This window comes from uncultured Winogradskyella sp. (assembly GCF_947498005.1).
In the GTDB taxonomy this organism is placed as follows: Bacteria; Bacteroidota; Bacteroidia; order Flavobacteriales; family Flavobacteriaceae; genus Winogradskyella.
In genome coordinates this window covers 1-21,328 of the sequence record NZ_CANMIW010000008.1, presented here as the reverse complement: position 1 = coordinate 21,328, position 21,328 = coordinate 1, and the positions used below count along the sequence as shown (strand labels likewise).

Here is a 21,328-nt window from a genome sequence, read left to right as displayed (position 1 = left end):
TTTTATTATTTTTTTAGAAACCCTTAATTTTTATAAAATGATAAGAGATTTATGGAAAGAACAATGGAAAACCGTTGTTTTTGATGATGTTGTACATCCTGATGAAAAATACGAATTATCTAATTATGGTCGATTAGCCCGAATTAGAAATGGAGAAAAAGTTCTTTTTGAACCTTATAATATGCATGGTTATTTGTATTTTAAAGTGAAAAAAAATGAAAAAGGAAAATTCAAAACCTATTACTTGCATAAAATACTTGCGCAACACTTTTTAGAGCAGAATGATGGTATCTATGTTATTCATTTAGATTATGATAAATTAAATAATCACATAGACAATCTTAAATGGGTTACAAAACGCGAAAAAGAAATCCATCAGTTCACTAATCCTACCTATAAAAAGCCAGAAAAACTAACGACAGCCAAGCTAACAGAAAACGATGTTAGACGCATAAAAAAGATGCTTAATAATCCAGAAAGAAGAACTAGGCTTAAAATAATTGCAAAGCGGTTTGGTGTAAGTACAATGCAGCTTCAAAGGATTAAAACTGGCGAAAATTGGGGACACGTGCCATCATTATAAATGTAGTTTAGATAATGATGACCTTTTAGTTCAAGATTGGCAAAAATTAGTATTGTCCATGTTGTTAAGCTTAATTTAACGATTTTAATAAGACCGAGTTAAAGACCAATAAAAAAGTTCCGACCATATTAAATATAGTCGGAACTTTATAGGTTTAGCATTGTGTCAAACAACTTACATAGAAAAAGGAACGGCAACTCTAACAGTTCCCCAACCTAAATGCATTTCTATTCCGTTATCGCCTTTGTCAAAAGCAATAGAAAAAGCTTCTAAAGATTCTTCAGCTTCAGTTACAGGTATTGTTAAACGAGCAACATCATTATCTTCGTTATAAGTGTAGCTTCCCCAAACATTAAGGTCTGTACTAATTATAGCAGTCCATTCTGATGCTTCAGGAATTACAAAAAATGAATATGTGCCAGCTTTTATATTTGTTTCGCCAAGTTTTGTGTCCGTGTAAAATGTAATTTCAGCGGCTTCATTAGCTCCAGTCCTCCATACTTGGTTTTCTTTTGCTAAATCATATACCTCACGGTCATTTAATTGAGGACGACTGTAAGTGATTTTTACTAATTTACTAGATTCTTTATACGAACTAGGATAAGATGCAGCATCCATAGGGCTTTTGTCTAGACCTTTAAAGTCTTGAGCATTTAATTGAAAAGATAGAAATACCATTAAGGCAATGGCAATACTTGAAATAAATGTTGAATTTTTCATAATTTGTGATAATGAATTAATTTTTAAGATTATAATTTAAGTTGTCGTGAAAATATTGGGTTGATTACAATTATTACTTAAGATTTAACAATTTTAATTGAAGATCTACCTGAGTTATTATGCAAGTTGATAAAATAGGTTCCTGATGCTAATTCTGAAATATTAAACTTGTAATCTTTTATAATTGGTTGTAAGATAACATCACGCTTTAATTGTTTAATAAGCTTACCGTTAACATCATAGAGTTCTATTAAAATATTGTCATCACTTTTATAGTCAATGGTAAGTTCTATATAATCCGTAATAGGGTTTATTATGATGCTAATGTTAATGTGTTTAGTTATGGTTTCCGATTCTAAATCGGAGACACTTAAACTTTCATTAGTGTATTTGTAAACAGTAGTTCCTGCAGCAAATGCAGTAGTTTCATCAATGACGAAAATTCTATTTAAATTATTTCCTGTTTCAAGATTAGTCCAAGTGTCGCCTCCATCTAAGGTCTCGTAAAAACCAGTGGTATGTCCACCAAGCCAACCATGTGTTTCTGTTAAAAAGCCAACCGCTTGTATATCTGTTTCTGCAGCTTCGTATTCTAACCAATTTGCGCCTCCATCAATAGATTTAATAAGTTTACCGTTAAAAGGAGAAACCGACTGTATTGCTCCAAAAACAAAATTGCTGTTATTGTCTAGAGTTTGGATCTTCCATACATATTCACCAGGTATATTTGAATTATATAATTCAGTCCAAGTTAATCCACCATCTGTAGTTTTTAAAATAATGGCACCATTTGAATCCTTACCACTAACAAAACCAATATTCTCATCTATAAATGATATCTCAACTAAAGCATCAGCGTAACTAGACATGTCTATAAAAGTCCAAGTGTCTCCACTATCGGTAGATTTAATAATATGCGCTGGCGAAAAATAAGCGCCACATCCATAAACAGTAGACGTGCCAACAGCGTTCAATCCACAAATAGCATTTGGATTTGGTGATATGTTTTCAATTGCTGCCCAGTTTGCACCACCATCAATAGTTTTAAAAACAGTGCCATTCAACGTGCCAATAAAGCCTATATCTTCATTTAAGAATTCAATATTTCTAAAATAGTAGCTATCAGAAAGGTCGTCTTCATTGAGTTGCTCTGTCCAAGTGAGCCCTCCATCAGTAGTTTTGTAGACAGCAGCGTAATAGCCATTTGCTGCCCAACCTAAATTGCTGTTTAAAAAAAAGACATCATCAAAGCGTTGGCCATTTGGGTTTGAAATAATATTAGGAGCACTTTGCCAAGAAGACTGGGCTGTGATAGTCATTCCGAATAAAAGTAGTAACAACTTTATAGTTCTCATATTTTAACTTTCAAATTACAAAGTTAAGAATCTGTTTTAGCCTTTATAATTATTTTTGATTACAAAAACACCTTTTTTAGTTTCAAATTGTAAGTTAAATGTTCTTTTGTGTTTTTAAATCAAAACTTTAATTTCATATTTGTATCATAAATAATAATTAAAATTAATAGTTATGTGCGGAATAGTATGCGCGTTTGATATAAAGCAAGAAGTAGATAGTTTAAGACCACAGGTTTTAGAAATGGCCAAAGCAATTCGTCATAGAGGACCAGACTGGAGCGGAATATATAGTGATGATAAAGTAATTATGGCGCACGAGCGTTTGGCAATTGTGGATCCAGCTTCTGGGAAACAACCTCTGTTTAGTCCAGATAGTAAATTGGTGTTAGCTGCCAATGGAGAAATCTATAACCACAGAGATATAAGAAAACAGTTTGAAGGAAAGTACGATTTTCAAACAGAAAGTGATTGTGAGGTTATTCTAGCGTTATACCAAGAAAAAGGTGTAGACTTTGTAGATGATTTAAACGGAATTTTTGGCTTTGCAATTTACGATGCTGAAAAGGATGAGTATTTCATTGCAAGAGATCATATGGGCATTATTCCACTATATATCGGTTGGGATAAAAACGGAACTTTTTATGTGGCTTCAGAATTAAAAGCTTTAGAAGGAATTTGTACTAAAATTGAATTATTTCCTCCAGGACATTATATTTCTAGCACAGATGGAGAATTTGTAAAATGGTATAAGCGTGATTGGACAGAGTATGAGGCTGTAAAAGATAACGAAACAAGTATTGCTGAGGTCAAGGAAGCTTTAGAAGCGGCTGTACACAGGCAATTAATGAGCGATGTACCTTATGGTGTTTTATTATCTGGTGGATTAGATTCTTCAGTAACATCAGCCATTGCTAAAAAATATGCACAAAAACGTGTAGAATCTGATGATACTACAGAAGCATGGTGGCCACAACTGCATTCCTTTTCTGTTGGTTTAGAAGGATCTCCAGATTTAGCTGCTGCCAAAAAAGTAGCTGACCATATTGGTACGGTTCATCATGAAATTAAATTCACAATTCAAGAAGGTTTAGATGCTATTAAAGATGTAATTTATAACATTGAGACTTACGATATCACAACGATTCGTTCTTCAACACCAATGTATTTAATGGCGAGAGTAATTAAATCTATGGGCATAAAAATGGTATTATCAGGTGAAGGAGCCGATGAAATTTTTGGAGGCTACTTGTACTTTCATAAAGCACCAAGTGCAGAAGAATTTCATGATGAAACAGTTCGTAAATTAGATAAGCTTCATATGTACGATTGTTTAAGAGCTAATAAAAGTTTAGCCGCTTGGGGAATTGAAGGACGTGTACCATTCTTAGATAAAGAATTTATGGATGTAGCTATGCGCATTAACCCAAAAGATAAAATGATTAATGGCGAACGTATGGAGAAATGGGTAGTTCGTAAAGCCTTTGAAGATATGATTCCAGAAAGCGTAGCATGGAGACAAAAAGAGCAGTTTAGTGATGGTGTAGGTTACAGCTGGATTGATACATTAAAGGAACTCGTTGATAAAGAAGTTACTGATGAGCAAATAGAGAATGCAGCATTCCGTTTCCCAATTAACACACCTTTAAATAAAGAAGAGTATTATTATAGAAGTATTTTTGAAGGACACTTCCCAAGTGATGCAGCAGCATTAAGTGTACCACAAGAAGCAAGTGTAGCTTGTAGTACTGCAACAGCTTTAGAATGGGATGAAGCGTTTAAGAATATGAATGATCCCTCTGGAAGAGCAATTGCTAATGTGCACGATAAGGCATACTAGAAAATGACGTTAAAACGGTTTTTATAAACCAAATCATTACAAACTTAACTTATAAAATCTCGCTTCTGCGAGATTTTATGTTTTACTCTAGTTTTGTAGCGTAACTGAAATCTTCAAAATTAAGTTTAAGCTATTTTTTAAGCGTTTTAAGGCACTTTTAAATTAATTAACAAATGTTAATAATTATTGCCTTCAATGCATAAAAAGCTTTTAAAACGTCTTTTAATTTCTTATATTTGTTAGTATTCAAAAATGATGCATTTGTGTCATTTTTTTATGCCTTAATTTGAACTAAAATTATTTCAATATAATGAGCGAAAAGAAAGAAGAATTTAATAAGGATAATTATTCAGCAGATAGTATTCAGGCCTTAGAAGGTATGGAACATGTGCGTATGCGTCCATCCATGTATATTGGTGATGTTGGCGTTAGAGGTTTACACCATTTAGTGTACGAGGTTGTAGATAACTCTATTGATGAAGCCTTAGCTGGTCACTGTGATAATATTACAGTAACTATTAATGAGGATAACTCTATTACGACAGAAGATGATGGTCGTGGTATTCCTGTAGGTCTTCATAAAAAAGAAGGTGTTTCTGCATTAGAGGTTGTAATGACTAAAATTGGTGCAGGTGGTAAATTCGATAAAGATTCTTATAAAGTATCGGGTGGTTTACACGGTGTTGGTGTAAGTTGTGTTAACGCATTATCAGAAAGTCTAAAAGCAACTGTTTTTAGAGAAGGTAAAATTTACGAGCAAGAATATGAGCGTGGTAAAGCGATGTATCCTGTAAAAACAGTAGGTGATACTGATAAAAGAGGAACTACAGTAACTTTTAAACCAGATCCAACAATATTTAAGCAAACCTTAGAATATAACTATGATACTCTAGCAAGTCGTTTACGAGAATTAGCATACTTAAATAAAGGTATTACAGTTCATTTAGTAGATAAGCGTCATAAAAAAGAAGATGGTGAATTTGAAGGCGAAACATTTCACTCTGAAGAAGGATTAAGCGAGTTCATTAGATTCTTAGATGCAACGCGTGAGCCTTTAATGAAAGATGTTATCTCTTTTGAAGGTGAGAAAAATGGTGTACCAGTTGAGGTTGCCATGGTGTATAATACATCTTATGCAGAGAATTTACACTCGTACGTAAACAATATTAATACACATGAAGGTGGAACACACCTTTCTGGTTTCCGAAGAGGTTTAACGCATACGCTTAAAAAGTATGCAGACGAATCTGGAATGTTAGATAAATTGAAGTTTGATATTTCTGGAGACGATTTCCGTGAAGGATTAACCGCTATTGTATCTGTAAAAGTGCAAGAGCCACAATTTGAAGGACAAACAAAAACAAAATTAGGTAACCGTGAAGTTTCTGCTGCTGTAAGTCAGTCCGTATCAGAAATGCTAACAGATTACTTAGAAGAGCATCCAGATGATGCTAAAACTATTGTACAAAAAGTAATTCTTGCAGCGCAAGCACGTCATGCAGCACAGAAAGCTCGTGAAATGGTTCAGCGTAAAACTGTGATGAGTATTGGTGGTTTACCTGGTAAATTATCAGATTGTTCTGAGCAAGATCCTGCAAAATGTGAAGTTTATCTTGTTGAGGGAGATTCGGCAGGTGGAACTGCAAAGCAAGGACGTGATAGAGCGTTTCAAGCTATTTTGCCATTAAGAGGTAAGATTCTTAATGTAGAGAAAGCCATGACGCACAAGGTTTTTGAAAACGAAGAAATCAAAAATATATTTACAGCTTTAGGTGTTACTATCGGAACAGAAGAAGATAGTAAAGCACTTAATCTTTCAAAATTAAGATACCATAAAATTGTGATTATGTGTGATGCCGATATCGATGGTTCGCATATTGAAACATTAATATTAACCTTCTTCTTTAGATATATGAAAGAGTTAATTGAAAATGGTCATATCTATATTGCAACACCTCCTTTATATTTAGTTAAAAAAGGAGCTAAAAAGCAATATGCTTGGAATGATGAAGAGCGTGCAGATATAATGGAGCAATATGGTGATGGAGCAAAAATACAACGTTATAAAGGTCTTGGTGAAATGAATGCTGAGCAACTTTGGGACACTACTATGAATCCTGAGTTTAGAACGTTGCGTCAAATTCAAATTGAGAATGGTGTAGAGGCAGATCGTGTATTCTCAATGTTAATGGGAGACGAAGTGCCACCACGTAGAGAGTTTATTGAAAAGAATGCTATTTATGCAAATATTGATGCGTAATTAGAATTTTAAAATTTAATATGAAATCTGACATTCTCAGATATATAAAGCACCCGTAAAAGGGTGTTTTTTTTTTTTTTGATTAGACTGAATTTACCTAAATGATTAATCCGTTTAAAGTGTTTAAATATCCGATAAAGCGATGTTTTTAAAATTAATTTCATATGTTTACGGCAAATTAAATCCTTGACAGATGAAAAAAATAATCGCTACAATAGTTTTAATCTCATGTTTTCAATTCGCTAAGGCTCAAGACTTAGAAACAATATTGTTAGCTGCGGATGATGCTAGTTTACTTTCGCAAAACTATTTAAATCCAGCAATGGAAGGATTAATGTATAGTATGAACGGTGGATGGGCAACAACGGCTAAAGTTCATAAAAAGTTTGGCTTTGATTTAACTATAGGCGTTAATGCTTCTTTAGTACCAGAAGAGGCAAAGGCATTTGCTTTTATTCCTAGCGATTATTCTTATTTATCGTTACCAAATAATGAGTCAGAGATACAAACCATAATGAGTGAGGATGACACAGAAGTAATGGTAGATGTTGAAATTCCTAATGGAGATGGTACATTCAAAGTGGTAAGTTTTACCATGCCAGGAGGTATTACAGAAGACTTACCTGTTAATGCTGTGCCAGCTCCAACTGTTCAAGTTGGTTTTGGTTTACCCTTTAAAACTGATATAAAAGCACGTTTTGTGCCAACTCAAAGTTACGATGATGTGGAGGCTAAATTATTAGGATTTGGTTTGCAACACGATTTAACACAGTATTTAGGGATAGTAGATAAATCGCCTTTAAGCGTTTCAATATTAGGCGCTTTTACTAACATGAGTGTTACTTACGCCATGTCAGATGAAGATGCTTCAGATAATGTTCAAGTAATGGATGGGGAAGCAGAATTTAAGATGAATACATGGACAGTTCAGGCTCTAGCATCATTAGATTTTAAGCTACTAACAATATATGGCAGTGCAGGATATAATAGCGGAAAAACAACAACTAAAATGAAAGGTGATTATATTTTAACTTACGATATTGAGGACGAAAACGGAAATACTGCAGGACTTCCAGAAGATGTGAGTGTAACAGATCCAATAAATCTAGATTTTGAAACAAGTGGAATGCGAGCAACTTTAGGAGCAAGAATTAACCTAAGTATATTTAAAATATTTGCCGATTATACATTTCAAGAATATAATACAGCAACCGTTGGTATTGCCTTTAGTGTAAGATAATTTTAGTTTTTTAAATATTAAAGAAAGCACAAGATTTACTCTTGTGCTTTCTTCTTTTAAAGTATTTTTATTCGTAAATTTGTGTTCGTTTATAACACATAGTTTCACATTAAATAAACATAAATAATTATGAAAGTAACCGTAGTTGGCGCAGGTGCAGTAGGTGCAAGTTGTGCAGAATATATTGCAATAAAAAACTTTGCTTCAGAAGTTGTAATTTTAGATATTAAAGAAGGCTATGCAGAAGGAAAAGCAATGGACCTTATGCAATGTGCATCGTTGAATGGTTTTGATACCAAAATAACAGGTAGTACAAACGATTATACTAAAACAGCAGGTAGTGATATTTGTGTAATAACTTCAGGTATTCCTCGTAAACCAGGAATGACTCGTGAAGAATTAATTGGAATAAACGCAGGTATTGTAAAAACGGTTTCTACTAGTTTAGTAGAGCATTCTCCAAATACTATTCTTATTGTGGTTAGTAACCCAATGGACACTATGACATATTTGGCTCATAAAGTTACAGGTTTGCCTAAGCATAGAATTATAGGAATGGGTGGCGCATTAGATTCTGCACGTTTTAAGTACAGATTAGCTGAAGCGTTAGAAGCGCCTATTAGTGATGTAGACGGAATGGTAATTGGTGGACATAGCGATAAAGGTATGGTGCCGTTAACATCTCATGCTACTAGAAATAGTATTAAAGTTTCTGAGTTTTTATCAGAAGAACGTTTAGAGCAAGTAGCTGCAGATACTAAAGTAGGTGGTGCAACATTAACTAAATTATTAGGTACTTCTGCTTGGTATGCTCCAGGTGCAGCAGTAAGTGGTTTAGTGCAAGCCATTGCTTGTGATCAGAAGAAAATTTTCCCTTGTTCAACATTATTAGATGGTGAATATGGATTAAGCGACCTTTGTATTGGTGTACCAGTAATTTTAGGTAGAAATGGAATTGAAAAGATTGTTGACGTACCTTTAAGTGATGCAGAAAAGGCACACATGGCAGAAAGTGCAGAAGGTGTTAAGAAAACTAATGGACTTTTAGAATTATAAGATTCAATATATTTTGTTTAAATAAAAAAGACTGTAGAAATACAGTCTTTTTTATTTTTATGTAAATTCATAAAATGAGAAAACTACTTTATTTTTTAGTAATCTGCCTCGCTTACTCTTGTGTTAATTTTACACCTAAGTATGCTTACGAGATTAGTTATAGTTTTGACAATGCCGAGAATATTTCTAACGAAGCTAAAAGAATAACATTAGAAGTGATTAAAAAACGTTTAAGTAAGTTTTCTGGAGGAGTCGATGTTACTATGGACTCTAAAGATGAAATTTTAATTAAACTCAAATCAGATTTTAAAATAGAACGCATAAATAATATTATTCTAAATGAAGGAAAATTAGATTTTTGGCCATGTTATTCCCATTATGATGTGTTCACTTTCTTATCTGATGCAGACAAGTTAAATCAAGATGATGAAAAATCGAGCATACTAGAAACATTGGTGCAATCCTATAGTGATAAAGGCCTTATTACAGTAAAGATTACAGATACTGTAGCGTTTAATACATTTATAAATCAAGAAAATATTAAAACACTTTTTAAAGAAGATTTTAAGCATTTAAAGTTTTTGTATGACGAGCCAGTAAATGGCTATATAAATATTTATGGTGTTAAGACTAACGATAAAGGAAGAGCATTGGTCAACGAAGGTCATATCACAGAAGTAATACAAGACTTTGATCAATTAAATAGGCCAGGAGTAAGTATTAATATGAATGATTACGGTGCTTATAGTTGGGAGAAAGTTACAAATGATGCTTACAGAACTGGCACTTGTATAGCAATATGCCTTAACGATGTGGTGCGCTCAGCACCAACGGTTAGCAATGGAGCGATAAAAGGAGGTCGCAGCCAAATTTCTGGAGATTTTAGTTTAGAAGAAGCTCAAAACCTATCGTATATATTGAGTTCTCATAAACGTATTCCAAAACTGAAATTTTTACAAGTTACAGAACTTGAAAAATAATAAAAAACGTCCCTTCTTTATTTTTTTTATATTTGTCCCATGAAAACCAAATTGCATTTTGGAATACTAGCTGTACTCTTAGCGTTTTTAGGAACGTTTTTTGAGCAAGGCGAAGCACCAAATCAGCAAATTGTTATTCAGTTTTCAAATGAAACTACTTCAATTGAGGAAAGTGAAAACGCTATTCTGTCTATTCAAGAAAAGCTTAAAAGTATTGGTGTTTCTGATATTACAATCGGTCAAAGTAATTCTGGTCTATTAAGAATTACTTATTACAGTACCGCAGATGTAATGCAAATTCAAGATGCGCTGTATAATGCAGAGGGTTTTGAAATATTTAATAATAAAACAGATCAGTCATCCACTGAGTTTCCAGATAATCAGAAAGCAAATGATTATAAGATTAATGTTTCTGAAATTAAGGCCCAAACACCAATTGCCTGGGATTTAGAAGGAACACAAGTGGCTGAGTTTAATCATAAAACAGATCAATCTCATACATTAAAAGTACAGAACTTAGGTAATCAGGTTTATCCTGAACCAAATAATTGTATTGTAAATTCTATTATTGCAACTTATAAAAAAGCTGCAATTTTAAAAAATACGTCATCTTACAAAATCCCTGAAGTAAGAGCAGGACCAATGGTTTAAAGAATTTTAATCTGAAAAAATTCTACTTCAAAACATAAGCTTTTGTCAATCAAAAAGCTAAACATCTAATTCATAAAAAATATTGTCGAATTATAGTGTAAAGGCTATATTTGCGCGCTAGTTTTAGATAACTAGTTTATACTAATATACAATTCGATATTAAAATCAACAACAATGCAAAACAAAGGAATAATTAAGCTATTTGCGCTTTTATTTGGTTTGGTAAGTATTTATCAATTATCATTTACGTTTAAAGCGAATCAAATTGAAGATGAAGCAAAACAAGCAGCAGTAGCTAAATACGCAGACACGGTAGAGGACTACCAAACTAAGAGAGGTATAGAAGAAGTACATTACTTAGACTCTTTAAAAACTGAGAAAATAAAAGTAGGAGACGAGTTTGAGTCTATTGATGTCTATAATTTAGGAATAGCACAATATGACTACACGGAAGTAGAGAACAATGCCATGAATTTAGGTTTAGACCTTAAAGGTGGTATAAATGTTATTCTACAAATTTCAGTAAGAGATATCTTAAAAGGAATATCTGATAATAGTAAAGATCCTTTATTTAATAAAGCTTTAGATGATGCTGAGGAATTACAAAAAGATTCACAAGATTCTTATTTACAGTCATTTTTCACAGCATTTGATGCAATAAAAGGAGATACTAAATTAGCGTCTCCAGATATTTTTGCTAACCGATCTAATTTAGGAGTTATTTCTTCTGATATGTCAGATAATGAGGTTAAAGGTATTATTGAAACTAAAATAGATGAGTCTATTGTATCTGCTTTTGAGGTATTACGTAAACGTATTGATAAATTTGGTGTAACGTCTCCAAACATTCAACGTTTAGGAAACTCTGGTCGTATCCTTTTAGAATTACCAGGAGCTAAGGATATAGAGCGTGTTAAGGATTTAGTAACTAAAACAGCGCAATTACAGTTTTGGGATACTTACAAAGCACAAGATGTATTACCATATATCATGGAAGTTAACCAGAAAATGGTTGAGGAAAATAAAGCCAAAGAAACTGTAGAGGAAGTTGCAGAAGTAGAAGATGAGCAAGATGCAACTTCAGATGCTATTGATGATTTAACGGGTCAAATAGAATCTGATTCTACAAGTGCTACAAGTTTAGCTGATATATACCCAATTGGTATTCAGGAGTTCGGAAGAGGAGGATCTGTAATCGGAATTTTCTTAAAGAAAGATAAAGAGACAGTATTAGCAAATTTAAATGCAGCTAAAAATAGAGCATTGTTACCGGCAGAAATGCGTTACGTAAAGTTCGCTTGGGGAATTCAAGCAGAAGATTCTGAGTATTCAGAATTATACGCTATAAAAGGTAATAGAGATAACGAGCCAAAGTTAAGTGGTGCCGTTATTACTGATGCAGGTCAAGATTACGATCAAGTAAATAGACCAGCAGTAAGTATGCAAATGGATCCTACAGGTGCAAAAATTTGGGAAGAAATGACCAAAGAAGCGAATTTAACAGATGGTAACATCGCAATAGTTTTAGATAACATCGTTTATTCTGCGCCAGGAGTAACACAATCTGGAGGAATTTCTGGAGGTAGATCTCAGATTTCTGGATCATTTACTTTAGCGGAAGCGGTAGATTTAGCAAACGTATTAAGAGCTGGTAAATTACCTGCATCTGCAGAGATTGTGCAAGCTGATGAAGTTGGTCCTTCTTTAGGACAAGAGGCTATTGATAGTGGAATGAAATCATTTATTATAGCATTAGCATTTGTTTTAATCTGGATGATTTTTTACTACGGAAAAGCTGGTGGATTTGCAGATATCGCCTTATTGTTTAACATCTTATTAATCTTTGGTGTTTTAGCAAGTTTAGGAGCTGTGTTAACATTACCAGGTATTGCAGGTATTGTATTAACAATTGGTATTTCGGTAGATGCTAACGTACTTATTTTTGAACGTATTAGAGAAGAGCTTGCAAAAGGTAAATCTCAAAAGGAATCTATTAAGGATGGTTTTTCTAATGCTTTATCTTCAATCTTAGATGCAAACATTACTACAGGATTAACAGCATTAATTTTATTTGTATTTGGTACAGGACCAATAAAAGGTTTCGCTACAACGTTAATCATAGGTATTTTAACATCATTATTTACAGCAATATTCATTACACGTTTGTTAGTTGATTGGTATGTAAATAGAGGTGGTAGATTAGATTTCTCAACAGGTTTAACTAAAAACTTATTTAAGAACATCAATATCGATTTCTTAAGAAAACGTAAGATCGCCTACATCATTTCTGGTGTATTTATTTTAGCAAGTTTAGGCTCATTATTTACAACAGGATTAGATCAAGGTATTGATTTTGTTGGAGGACGAACTTACCAAGTACGTTTTGCTCAAGATATGAGTGTAGAGGAAGTTAAAAGCGACCTTAACGCGGTATTTGAAAGTGCTGAGGTAAAAACAATCGGTGGAGCTAATCAATTAAAAATTTCGACTAAATATATGGTTGAAGATAGTTCTACTGAAGCAGATGAGAAAGTTCAATCTATGTTGTTTACATCACTTCAAAAATATCTTCCTGAAGGAATGACATATGCTGAATTCTTGGATGGTTCTGGCGACAAGAAAATTGGAAAGATGTTATCTAGTAAGGTAAGTCCAACAATTGCAGATGACATCAAGAAATCATCTATCTGGGCAATCTTAGGATCTTTAGTTGTGGTATTCTTATATATCTTATTAAGATTTAAGAAATGGCAATTCTCACTTGGTGCTGTAGCTGCAGTTTTCCATGATGTGTTAATTGTATTAGGTATCTATTCATTAACATGGCGTTTTATGCCATTCAGTATGGAAATAGATCAAACATTTATTGCAGCAATCTTAACTGTAATAGGTTACTCACTTAATGATACCGTTGTTGTATTTGATAGAATTAGAGAGTACTTTAATGAAAACTTAGGTTGGAATTTTGATACCACTATAAACAAATCAATTAACAGTACAATCTCGAGAACATTAAATACATCATTAACTACTTTAGTAGTATTATTAGCGATGTTTGTTTTTGGTGCAGATTCATTAAAAGATTTATTATTCGCATTAATTGTTGGTGTAATTGTAGGTACATATTCTTCTGTATTTATAGCAACACCTATAATGTATGATACAGCTAAGAAAGGAAATGCTACTGAAGCGCTTAAGAAAAAAGTGAAAGAAGTTGAAGAAGACGCTTAAGCTGATTTAAATAGAATACCAAAAAGCCTTTCTTAATAGAAAGGCTTTTTTCTTGTCTACACTTTATTTATTATCCAATCATTAATCATGTTCCACAATGAATCTTGAAACTTTTTTCTAAAGAATCCAAAATGACCAACATTGTCAATATTTAAATCATTAGGTGCTATATGTTGTCTATCCACTTTAGCATTTACAAATTGATTTGCTAACCAATCTACTGAAGATTTGCTTGCAAATTCATCATTTGGGAAGCTCAGGGCTAACATGCTTCTATCAAAATTTTTGAATTGAAGTTCATCAGATTTAAATTCACTCAATATGTAGTCTTTGTGTTTGCCCCAACGCTGCCATTGATAGGCCATGAACTTTGGTAAATTTTCAAAAAGCCCAATTTTTTTCGCTGGAAAATAACCAAATAAAGGCGTTAATACAGGAATTAAAACATACCAAAACGTAATCATTTTAAGGCGTTCAAAACCTTTCCAATGTTTCCAGTAGCCACTTTGTGAAGCTACAGTTATAATAGTATCTATTTTTGAAACATTTTTATTGAAAGCCAAAATTTGACCACCAATGCTGTGTGTAATTAATATTAATTTATGATCAGTATTTTGAAGTATAGCATAATCAATAACTGAAGCTTGATCGTTTTCACCCCAAGTTTTTAAATCGACTATACTTGACTTTAATTGTGATGTATTCTTATTAGATTTTCCAATTCCGGAATAATCAAACGTGTAAACAGTGTAACCTAATTCAGAAAAATAAACAGAAAATTTACTATAGTAATATTGAAGAACTCCTGTTGCAGATGAGATAATTATACTTTTTTGGTTTGAAGATTTAGGTTTAAATACGGTTAGCCCTATTTGGTGTCCTAAGGGTGTGTTGATATTTACATCTGCACCTTTAATCATTTGTTGTTTGAGTGAAACTAATCTTATCGCCAACACTTAGTTGCCATTCATCAGATAATCCACCATTAATTTCTAATACATATTTAGCTGGTGCCTCTGAAGGAAGTGAAGTCTCGTCAAAAGGTTTTGCATTTTTTTGAAAACTGACAATAGATAAGTCTTCGTCTATGTAAATAATGTCTAATGGTATTTTTGTGTTTTTCATGTAGAAACTGCGCATCTGTACATTAGGAAAAATAAAGAGCATACCTTGATTAGTGTCAAGTTTAGTTCTATACATTAAACCTGTTTGCGTTTCGTAATCGGTGTCAGCAATTTCAATATCTATAGTTTTAATTATAGAATCAGAATTCGCTTTTTTGAGTGAAAGGAGACCTTCTTTTTTAAAGCTAACAATAACTTTATCTTCCGTTTTTGTAGATTTTTCTTCTTTACAAGAAGACGCAATTATTAGAAAAAATGATATCATGGTAACTTTAAAATAAGGAAGGAGTCGCATTAGCTTAGTTTTGTTTTGGGTTTGTAAACAAACATAAAATAGAGTCCTATTATAATAAACGGAATACTGAGTAATTGGCCAGTATTGAGTGCCCAAGAAGCACGTTCTAAGTTCTGAGCTTCTTTTACAAATTCCACAAAGAATCTCACTGACCAAAGTAATACTAAGAATAGACCAAATAAAAAACCTTGTTGTTCAGACTTTTTTGTTTTCCAATAGAAGTAAAATAAAATTAAGAACACAAATATGTAGCAGAATGCTTCATATAATTGAGCAGGATGTCTTGGGGCTGTTTCTCCCAATTGTTTAAAAATAACACCAAAATCACTTCCCGTTTCTTTTCCAATAATCTCAGAATTAATAAAGTTTCCTATTCTTACAAATACAGCGCCTAATGCAACAGGTATTACCACACGATCTAAAATCCAAAGGACAGATTTATGGAGTACTTTTTTGTTATATAAGTACATAGAAATAATCATTGCTATTGCTGCACCATGGCTAGCTAATCCTTGAAAACCTGTAAACTCAAAACCACCTTTAAATTTAAATGGTAAAAAGATGCTAAAAAAGTCTTCGGTAATAAGCTCTGACTGGTAGAATATAACATGGCCCAATCTTGCACCAAGCATAATCCCTAAAACAGAATAAATAAACAATGAATCTAAAGATTCCTCAGACTCACCTTCATTTTTATAAATGCGCTTAGTGATTTGAAAGCCAAGAATAAAGGCCGTAATCCACATTAGGCTGTAAAAATGAAGTTTAAAAAATCCTAAATCAATAAATTTTATAGGATCCCATTCAATCTGTAATAAAAACATATATATTCAATTTATGTGGTAAAGATACTATTTTGATGATGATAGAAAATGAGATTAACTTAATATTAATGGTCTTTTGGCGGAACTGGGTCATATCCTTTTCCTCCAAAGGGATGACAACTAAAAATTCGTTTAATCGCAAGCCAACCACCTTTAAAAAAACCGTGCACTTCTAAAGCCTCCTTGGCATAATGAGAACACGTTGGTTGATATCTACAAGTAGCAGGTGTTATGGGAGAAATAAATGTTTGGTAGAATTTAATCAGTAATAAAAAAGGGTATGTTAATATTTTTTTCACGCTTAGTTAGTCGTAAATGTAGTCCCTTCTCTACTATCGTTAAGTTGAATACCAGCTTCTGCTAATTCATCTCTAATTTTATCTGATAACGCAAAGTCCTTATTTAAGCGTGCTTCTTTTCTAAGGTTTATTAAAATTTCAACAGCACTAGCTAATCTGTCACTACCTGTATTTTCTTTAGAGATGTTAACTAAGCCCAAAACATCAAAAACAAAAGTATCAATTGTTTCTTTCAGGCTTGCTAAATCCTCTGGAGTTACTGATGCAGTTCCGTCTTTAACTAGGTTAATGAATTTTACAGCTTCAAAAAGTGTGGCAATTAAAATAGGGGTATTAAAATCATCATTCATTGCGTTGTAACATTTCTGTTTCCATTCTGTTACATTAAATGACGATGTTGTATCTGTTTTTAAGCTCTCAATGAGGCCATACGCATCCATTAATCTATGAAATCCTTTTTCTGCAGCTGCTAAACCAGCATCTGTTAAGTCTAAAACACTCCTGTAAGAAGCTTGCATCATAAAAAAGCGAATAACACTAGGATTATAAGCTTTAGACATAATGTCATTTTTACCAGAAAGCAATTCTGCCGGATTAATATAATTACCTGTAGATTTACTCATACGAGCGCCATTAAGTTCTAGCATATTAGCATGCATCCAATATTTTACAGGCGCTTGTCCTTTTGCAGCTTGATTTTGTGCAATTTCACATTCGTGATGCGGGAATTTTAAATCCATTCCGCCACCATGAATATCAAAAAACTCACCCAAATATTTGGTGCTCATTGCTGTACATTCTAAGTGCCAACCAGGAAAACCATCACTCCAAGGCGAAGGCCAACGCATAATGTGAGTAGGTTCAGCTTTTTTCCAAAGTGCAAAATCTTGTGGGTTTTTCTTGTCGCTTTGCCCATCTAAAGCTCTAGTATTATGAATTAAGTCTTCTAGCTTTCGTTTACTTAAAATACCATACTCATTAGTTTCGTTATATTTATGGACATCAAAATATACAGAGCCATTAACTATGTAAGCAAAACCATTATCTATTATGGACTGAATTAAATCTATTTGCTCAATAATATGACCTGTCGCTGTTGGTTCTATACTAGGTGGTAAAAAGTTGAAGGTGTTAAGTACATTATGAAAATCAACAGTATAACGTTGTACAATTTCCATAGGTTCTATAGCCTCTAAGCGCGCTTTTTTAGTAATTTTGTCTTCACCAGCATCAGCATCATTTTCTAAATGACCAGCATCAGTAATATTACGTACATATCTTACTTTATAGCCTAAATGCTTGAGGTAGCGAAAAATCATATCAAAAGACATGAATGTTCTTACATTACCTAAATGCACATTACTGTAAACCGTAGGTCCACAGACGTACATGCCAACATAGCCTTCCGTAATAGGTTGAAAAACATCTTTTTCGCCAGATAGCGTATTGTATATTTTTAGTTCTTGAGTATTATATAATGACATGATGCTATTTTGAAAAATGAATCAATAAATTGAATTAAAACTTAGTATCCAATTTAATATAATCTAGTAGTTCTCTTCGTGTTTCTTTTTCTTTAAACTTTCCTCCAAATTCTGAAGTTACTGTACTACTTTCAATATCTCTGATACCTCTAGAGTTTACGCACAAGTGTTTAGCGTCAATTACACAAGCTACATCATCGGTATTTAATACGCGTTGAAGTTCTTTAACTATTTGAATAGTTAAACGTTCTTGTACCTGTGGTCGTTTAGAATAATAATCAACAATTCTGTTCATTTTAGATAGACCAACAACAGTACCATTAGATATGTATGCAATGTGTGCTCTTCCAACAATTGGTAATAAGTGATGCTCGCAAGTAGAATATACAGTTATGTTTTTTTCTACTAACATTTCGCCATACTTGTACTTATTATCAAAAGTAGAGGCACTTGGTTTTTTATGAGGATCTAATCCTCCAAAAATTTCATTTACAAACATTTTTGCAACACGGTTTGGAGTACCTTTTAAACTGTCATCGTTTAGATCTAATCCTAAGGTTTCTAAAATATGTTTTACATCATCTTTAATAAGATCAATTTTTTCACTGCTCGAAAGCTTAAAAGCATCTGTTCTTAAAGGTGTATCGCTAGAGGTGCCAATGTGGTCATCTCCTAAAGCATCTATATCGTTAAAATCACTGTCGATTTTCATTTTAAAATAATTGTGTTTCAGTTTTTAAAAGCAAGTTGCAAAGATAAACAATAAAAATAGGATGAATTAGGTAGGGAAAATATTTATATAACTGTTATATAGTTAAAACCGTTAAAATGTCAATATCCTTGTCAAATTAACAATGGTTTAATCAAAATTTTCTTAATTTTCGAAACTTTAAAAAATCCATTTGAATAATGAAAAAACTATTTGTTATAATGGCCTTAACATTACTACCCTTAATAGTATTAGGTCAACAATCTTCAAAGCAACAACCCTTAAAAGTTATAGAATTTAGAGATAACGTAAAATTACCGCTTACAGCTAATGAACGTTCTCAAATTGATGAGGTTTATGGAGAATTTGCAGAAAAGTATGTGTATAATAATCCATTCCGTTTAATGAGTATAAAAAATATTCTCAGAAATAGAGTTGTTATAGAAAGAATCTCTAATAATGGAAAAAAGAAAGATTGTACAAAACTATCTGAAGTTACCGTTTTTAATAGCTTTAATAAAGATTTAGAAAGGGATTCAGACTTTAATCCATCAAACTTTAATCCTTTAAAGTATAATTTTCAATTTCATTCTCGTTCAGCCGCTATATATCAAGTAGATAATACTGATTATTATATAGTAGTTAAATCTCAATATCAATAAAAGAAGCTATATAATATGAAATATATAATTACAATTTTAGCATTATTATGTTCTTCTTTAGTTATAGGGCAAGATGTATTAATGCAAACAGCAACGGTCAGTCAATGTGGAGGCGTTTTTTACGACTCAGGTGGAGAATTTGGACCTTATGGAAATGATGAAAGTTTTGTTTTAACGATTTGTCCTGAAAATGCAGAACAGAAAGTACAGATAGACTTTACGGAATTTAGCACGCAGTTAAATGCAGACGTTATGACCATTTATAATGGTGATGTAGTTGATGCAGCAACCGCTTTTGGTTCGTTTTCTGGAGTTGATAGTCCAGGATTGGTAACTGCAACAGCAGGAAATGCGAGTGGTTGTCTTACCATAGAATTTGTTTCAAATGATAATGGTAATACCACAGGATGGGTAGCTAATATTTCATGTTTAACACCTTGTCAGACTATTACATCTCAAATTGATACGTATTCGCCAACACCAAATGGTGATGGTTATATTAGAGTATGTCCTAATGAAGAAATTACATTAACAGGTAGTGGAAATTTTTCGTTAGATGGAACAGGTGCCTCGTACCAATGGGATCTAGGAGATGGAAATACTGTTGACGGTCAAACAGCTACATTTTCTTATGACACGCCAGGCGTGTATATTGTTAATTTGAATATAAATGATACTAATACAACTGTAATTCCTGAAGGTTGTTCAAATACGAATTTGATAAATCAAGTTATACAAGTCGCTACAGAACCAGATTTTACAGGCACTGAAGCGGCAGGAACTGTGTTTGATGCACCAAGTTTGTGTTTTGGAGAAAGTACTACCATTTCGGGTGTGGTTAATGCAGTAGAATTTATAAATGATTGTACACCTCCTGCCAGTGGAACTACTGTTTTACCAGATCAATCAGGAGCTACTTATGAAACATCGATAACTGTAGATTGTTATGATTCCAATCAAACCTTAACAGATGTGAATCAGATTGTTGAGATTTGTATAAACATGGAGCATTCATGGTCTAACGATTTAGAGATCGATATTATAAGTCCATCAGGTCAGGTTGCCCAATTATATGATAGAGGTGGAGGTGGAACCTATTTTGGTGGAGCAAATAATTTAGATAATCAGGTGCCAGGAATTGGTGCAGATTACTGTTTTTCTCTTTCAGGATCAGTTCTATTAAATCAAGGACCTACTATTACAGCAGGATCGAATCCTCCTTCTGCATCATGGACTCCTGGTACGTATTTACCTGTTGATAATTTCTCAAGCTTATTAGGAAGTCCCTTAAATGGTGATTGGACTATTAGAGTAGTTGATAATTTAACCGTAGATGATGGTACTATCTTTTCATGGGTTATTAATTTCGATCCAAATTTGCAGCCACCAGAACTTTCTTTTACACCTGTTATTACTTCTGAAGCTTGGGATGCAGACCCAACAATTACTAGTACATCAGGTAATGATATAACTGTGCTGCCAGATACAGCTGGTCAACATTGTTATACTTACAGAGTTATGGATGATTTTGGTTGCGAGTATACGGAAGTTGTATGTTTTGATGTTTATCCAGAAATTGTTACTGAAGCACCAAGTAATTTATATTTGTGTGATACAGGAATTCCTCCTTACATATTTGATTTAGAGTCGAATACTTCTGTGATTCTCGCAAATACTGATAATTCAACGGATTATGTGGTAACATATCATAATTCATTCGCAGATGCGGAAGCAGATGCCTCTGCAATAACTAATACGAGTAGTTATTCAGGTGTAGATTTAGAAACGATACATGTAAGAGTAGAATATTTAGATACGGATTGTTATGAAATTTTATCTTTTACTTTAAATGTTGCGGGACAACCTACAATCAATCCAGTTTCAGACTTGGAGTTATGTGATGATTCTAGTAATGATGGTTTTGAAGAATTCGATTTAAGTACACAGACGGCGTTAATATTAGGAAGTCAATCGTCTACAGATTTCACGGTTAGTTACCATTTAAATTTTGAAGATGC

The 21,328-nt window shown here is 33.0% G+C and carries 18 protein-coding genes; 10 read left to right on the top strand and 8 right to left on the bottom strand.

The features are described 5' to 3' along the window. Positions 1-37: 37 nt before the first annotated feature. Positions 38-583 (top strand): HNH endonuclease, encoded by a 546-nt coding sequence (locus tag Q0891_RS14070; protein ID WP_299102587.1) that lies wholly within the window; start codon positions 38-40, stop codon positions 581-583. Between the two features lie 174 nt (positions 584-757). Here the strand turns inward: Q0891_RS14070 and Q0891_RS14065 are convergent, their stop codons facing one another. Then, complete coding sequence (locus Q0891_RS14065; RefSeq protein WP_299102585.1) at positions 758-1,303, bottom strand: DUF2911 domain-containing protein; 546 nt, start codon at positions 1,301-1,303, stop codon at positions 758-760. A gap of 77 nt (positions 1,304-1,380) precedes the next feature. Continuing rightward, a complete protein-coding gene (locus Q0891_RS14060; RefSeq protein ID WP_299102583.1) occupies positions 1,381-2,658 on the bottom strand; it encodes a YCF48-related protein in 1,278 nt (425 codons plus the stop codon). Positions 2,659-2,830: 172 nt separating this feature from the next. On the opposite strand from Q0891_RS14060, the gene asnB reads away from it, so the two are divergent. The 7 genes from asnB (at position 2,831) to secDF (ending at position 13,913) form a co-directional block, all read left to right on the top strand. Further along, positions 2,831-4,495, top strand: a complete 1,665-nt coding sequence (gene asnB, locus Q0891_RS14055) for an asparagine synthase B (protein WP_299102581.1) — start codon at positions 2,831-2,833, stop codon at positions 4,493-4,495. Positions 4,496-4,805: 310 nt separating this feature from the next. Further along, the gene (gene gyrB / locus Q0891_RS14050) at positions 4,806-6,755 is read left to right on the top strand and encodes a DNA topoisomerase (ATP-hydrolyzing) subunit B (protein ID WP_299102579.1); all 1,950 of its coding nucleotides are present in this window, start codon (positions 4,806-4,808) and stop codon (positions 6,753-6,755) included. 193 nt (positions 6,756-6,948) lie between these two features. Continuing rightward, positions 6,949-7,995 carry a DUF6588 family protein gene (locus tag Q0891_RS14045; protein WP_299102577.1) on the top strand — a complete coding sequence of 349 codons (1,047 nt, stop codon included), beginning with the start codon at positions 6,949-6,951 and terminating at the stop codon, positions 7,993-7,995. A 129-nt stretch (positions 7,996-8,124) separates the two neighbouring features. After that, a complete protein-coding gene (gene mdh, locus Q0891_RS14040; RefSeq protein WP_299102575.1) occupies positions 8,125-9,051 on the top strand; it encodes a malate dehydrogenase in 927 nt (308 codons plus the stop codon). A 74-nt stretch (positions 9,052-9,125) separates the two neighbouring features. Continuing rightward, on the top strand, positions 9,126-10,031 hold the full coding sequence (locus tag Q0891_RS14035) for a hypothetical protein (RefSeq protein WP_299102574.1): 906 nt from the start codon (positions 9,126-9,128) through the stop codon (positions 10,029-10,031). A 39-nt stretch (positions 10,032-10,070) separates the two neighbouring features. Beyond that, positions 10,071-10,682, top strand: a complete 612-nt coding sequence (locus Q0891_RS14030; RefSeq protein WP_299102573.1) for a hypothetical protein — start codon at positions 10,071-10,073, stop codon at positions 10,680-10,682. A 174-nt stretch (positions 10,683-10,856) separates the two neighbouring features. Continuing rightward, positions 10,857-13,913, top strand: coding sequence for a protein translocase subunit SecDF (gene secDF / locus Q0891_RS14025; protein WP_299102572.1), 3,057 nt, complete (start codon positions 10,857-10,859; stop codon positions 13,911-13,913). Between the two features lie 56 nt (positions 13,914-13,969). On the opposite strand, the gene Q0891_RS14020 is transcribed toward secDF, so the two are convergent. The 6 genes from Q0891_RS14020 to folE form a co-directional block, all read right to left on the bottom strand. Then, entirely contained in the window at positions 13,970-14,833 is an 864-nt protein-coding gene (locus Q0891_RS14020) for an alpha/beta fold hydrolase (RefSeq protein WP_299102570.1), read from the bottom strand. Then, positions 14,826-15,332 carry a DUF192 domain-containing protein gene (locus Q0891_RS14015; protein WP_299102569.1) on the bottom strand — a complete coding sequence of 169 codons (507 nt, stop codon included), beginning with the start codon at positions 15,330-15,332 and terminating at the stop codon, positions 14,826-14,828. The genes Q0891_RS14020 and Q0891_RS14015 overlap by 8 nt, the downstream gene beginning before the upstream one ends. Further along, positions 15,332-16,156, bottom strand: a complete 825-nt coding sequence (gene lgt, locus Q0891_RS14010; RefSeq protein WP_299102567.1) for a prolipoprotein diacylglyceryl transferase — start codon at positions 16,154-16,156, stop codon at positions 15,332-15,334. Before lgt ends, Q0891_RS14015 begins: the two co-directional genes overlap by 1 nt. 65 nt (positions 16,157-16,221) lie before the next feature. Next, positions 16,222-16,455 carry a membrane protein insertion efficiency factor YidD gene (yidD, locus tag Q0891_RS14005; protein ID WP_299102566.1) on the bottom strand — a complete coding sequence of 78 codons (234 nt, stop codon included), beginning with the start codon at positions 16,453-16,455 and terminating at the stop codon, positions 16,222-16,224. Positions 16,456-16,457: 2 nt separating this feature from the next. Then, positions 16,458-17,939: a cysteine--tRNA ligase gene (cysS, locus tag Q0891_RS14000; protein ID WP_299102565.1), complete on the bottom strand. Its 1,482-nt coding sequence runs from the start codon at positions 17,937-17,939 to the stop codon at positions 16,458-16,460. 34 nt (positions 17,940-17,973) lie between these two features. Then, positions 17,974-18,651 (bottom strand): GTP cyclohydrolase I FolE, encoded by a 678-nt coding sequence (folE, locus tag Q0891_RS13995; protein WP_299102564.1) that lies wholly within the window; start codon positions 18,649-18,651, stop codon positions 17,974-17,976. 197 nt (positions 18,652-18,848) lie between these two features. On the opposite strand from folE, the gene Q0891_RS13990 reads away from it, so the two are divergent. After that, positions 18,849-19,310, top strand: a complete 462-nt coding sequence (locus Q0891_RS13990) for a hypothetical protein (protein WP_299102563.1) — start codon at positions 18,849-18,851, stop codon at positions 19,308-19,310. Positions 19,311-19,325: 15 nt separating this feature from the next. Next, positions 19,326-21,328 (top strand): PKD domain-containing protein (locus Q0891_RS13985; protein ID WP_299102562.1); only part of this gene is annotated, 2,003 nt, incomplete at its 3' end.

What these genes read in the sequence shown, in the direction of transcription:
- asnB (WP_299102581.1), top strand. Translation starts at nt 2,831, where the DNA reads ATGTGCGGAATAGTATGCGCGTTTGATATAAAGCAAGAAGTAGATAGT.
- Q0891_RS14020 (WP_299102570.1), bottom strand. Translation starts at nt 14,833, where the DNA reads ATGATTAAAGGTGCAGATGTAAATATCAACACACCCTTAGGACACCAA.
- Q0891_RS14060 (WP_299102583.1), bottom strand. Translation starts at nt 2,658, where the DNA reads ATGAGAACTATAAAGTTGTTACTACTTTTATTCGGAATGACTATCACA.
- Q0891_RS13990 (WP_299102563.1), top strand. Translation starts at nt 18,849, where the DNA reads ATGAAAAAACTATTTGTTATAATGGCCTTAACATTACTACCCTTAATA.
- secDF (WP_299102572.1), top strand. Translation starts at nt 10,857, where the DNA reads ATGCAAAACAAAGGAATAATTAAGCTATTTGCGCTTTTATTTGGTTTG.
- Q0891_RS14030 (WP_299102573.1), top strand. Translation starts at nt 10,071, where the DNA reads ATGAAAACCAAATTGCATTTTGGAATACTAGCTGTACTCTTAGCGTTT.
- cysS (WP_299102565.1), bottom strand. Translation starts at nt 17,939, where the DNA reads ATGTCATTATATAATACTCAAGAACTAAAAATATACAATACGCTATCT.
- Q0891_RS14065 (WP_299102585.1), bottom strand. Translation starts at nt 1,303, where the DNA reads ATGAAAAATTCAACATTTATTTCAAGTATTGCCATTGCCTTAATGGTA.
- lgt (WP_299102567.1), bottom strand. Translation starts at nt 16,156, where the DNA reads ATGTTTTTATTACAGATTGAATGGGATCCTATAAAATTTATTGATTTA.
- gyrB (WP_299102579.1), top strand. Translation starts at nt 4,806, where the DNA reads ATGAGCGAAAAGAAAGAAGAATTTAATAAGGATAATTATTCAGCAGAT.
- Q0891_RS14035 (WP_299102574.1), top strand. Translation starts at nt 9,126, where the DNA reads ATGAGAAAACTACTTTATTTTTTAGTAATCTGCCTCGCTTACTCTTGT.
- Q0891_RS14015 (WP_299102569.1), bottom strand. Translation starts at nt 15,332, where the DNA reads ATGCGACTCCTTCCTTATTTTAAAGTTACCATGATATCATTTTTTCTA.
- Q0891_RS14070 (WP_299102587.1), top strand. Translation starts at nt 38, where the DNA reads ATGATAAGAGATTTATGGAAAGAACAATGGAAAACCGTTGTTTTTGAT.
- Q0891_RS14045 (WP_299102577.1), top strand. Translation starts at nt 6,949, where the DNA reads ATGAAAAAAATAATCGCTACAATAGTTTTAATCTCATGTTTTCAATTC.
- mdh (WP_299102575.1), top strand. Translation starts at nt 8,125, where the DNA reads ATGAAAGTAACCGTAGTTGGCGCAGGTGCAGTAGGTGCAAGTTGTGCA.
- folE (WP_299102564.1), bottom strand. Translation starts at nt 18,651, where the DNA reads ATGAAAATCGACAGTGATTTTAACGATATAGATGCTTTAGGAGATGAC.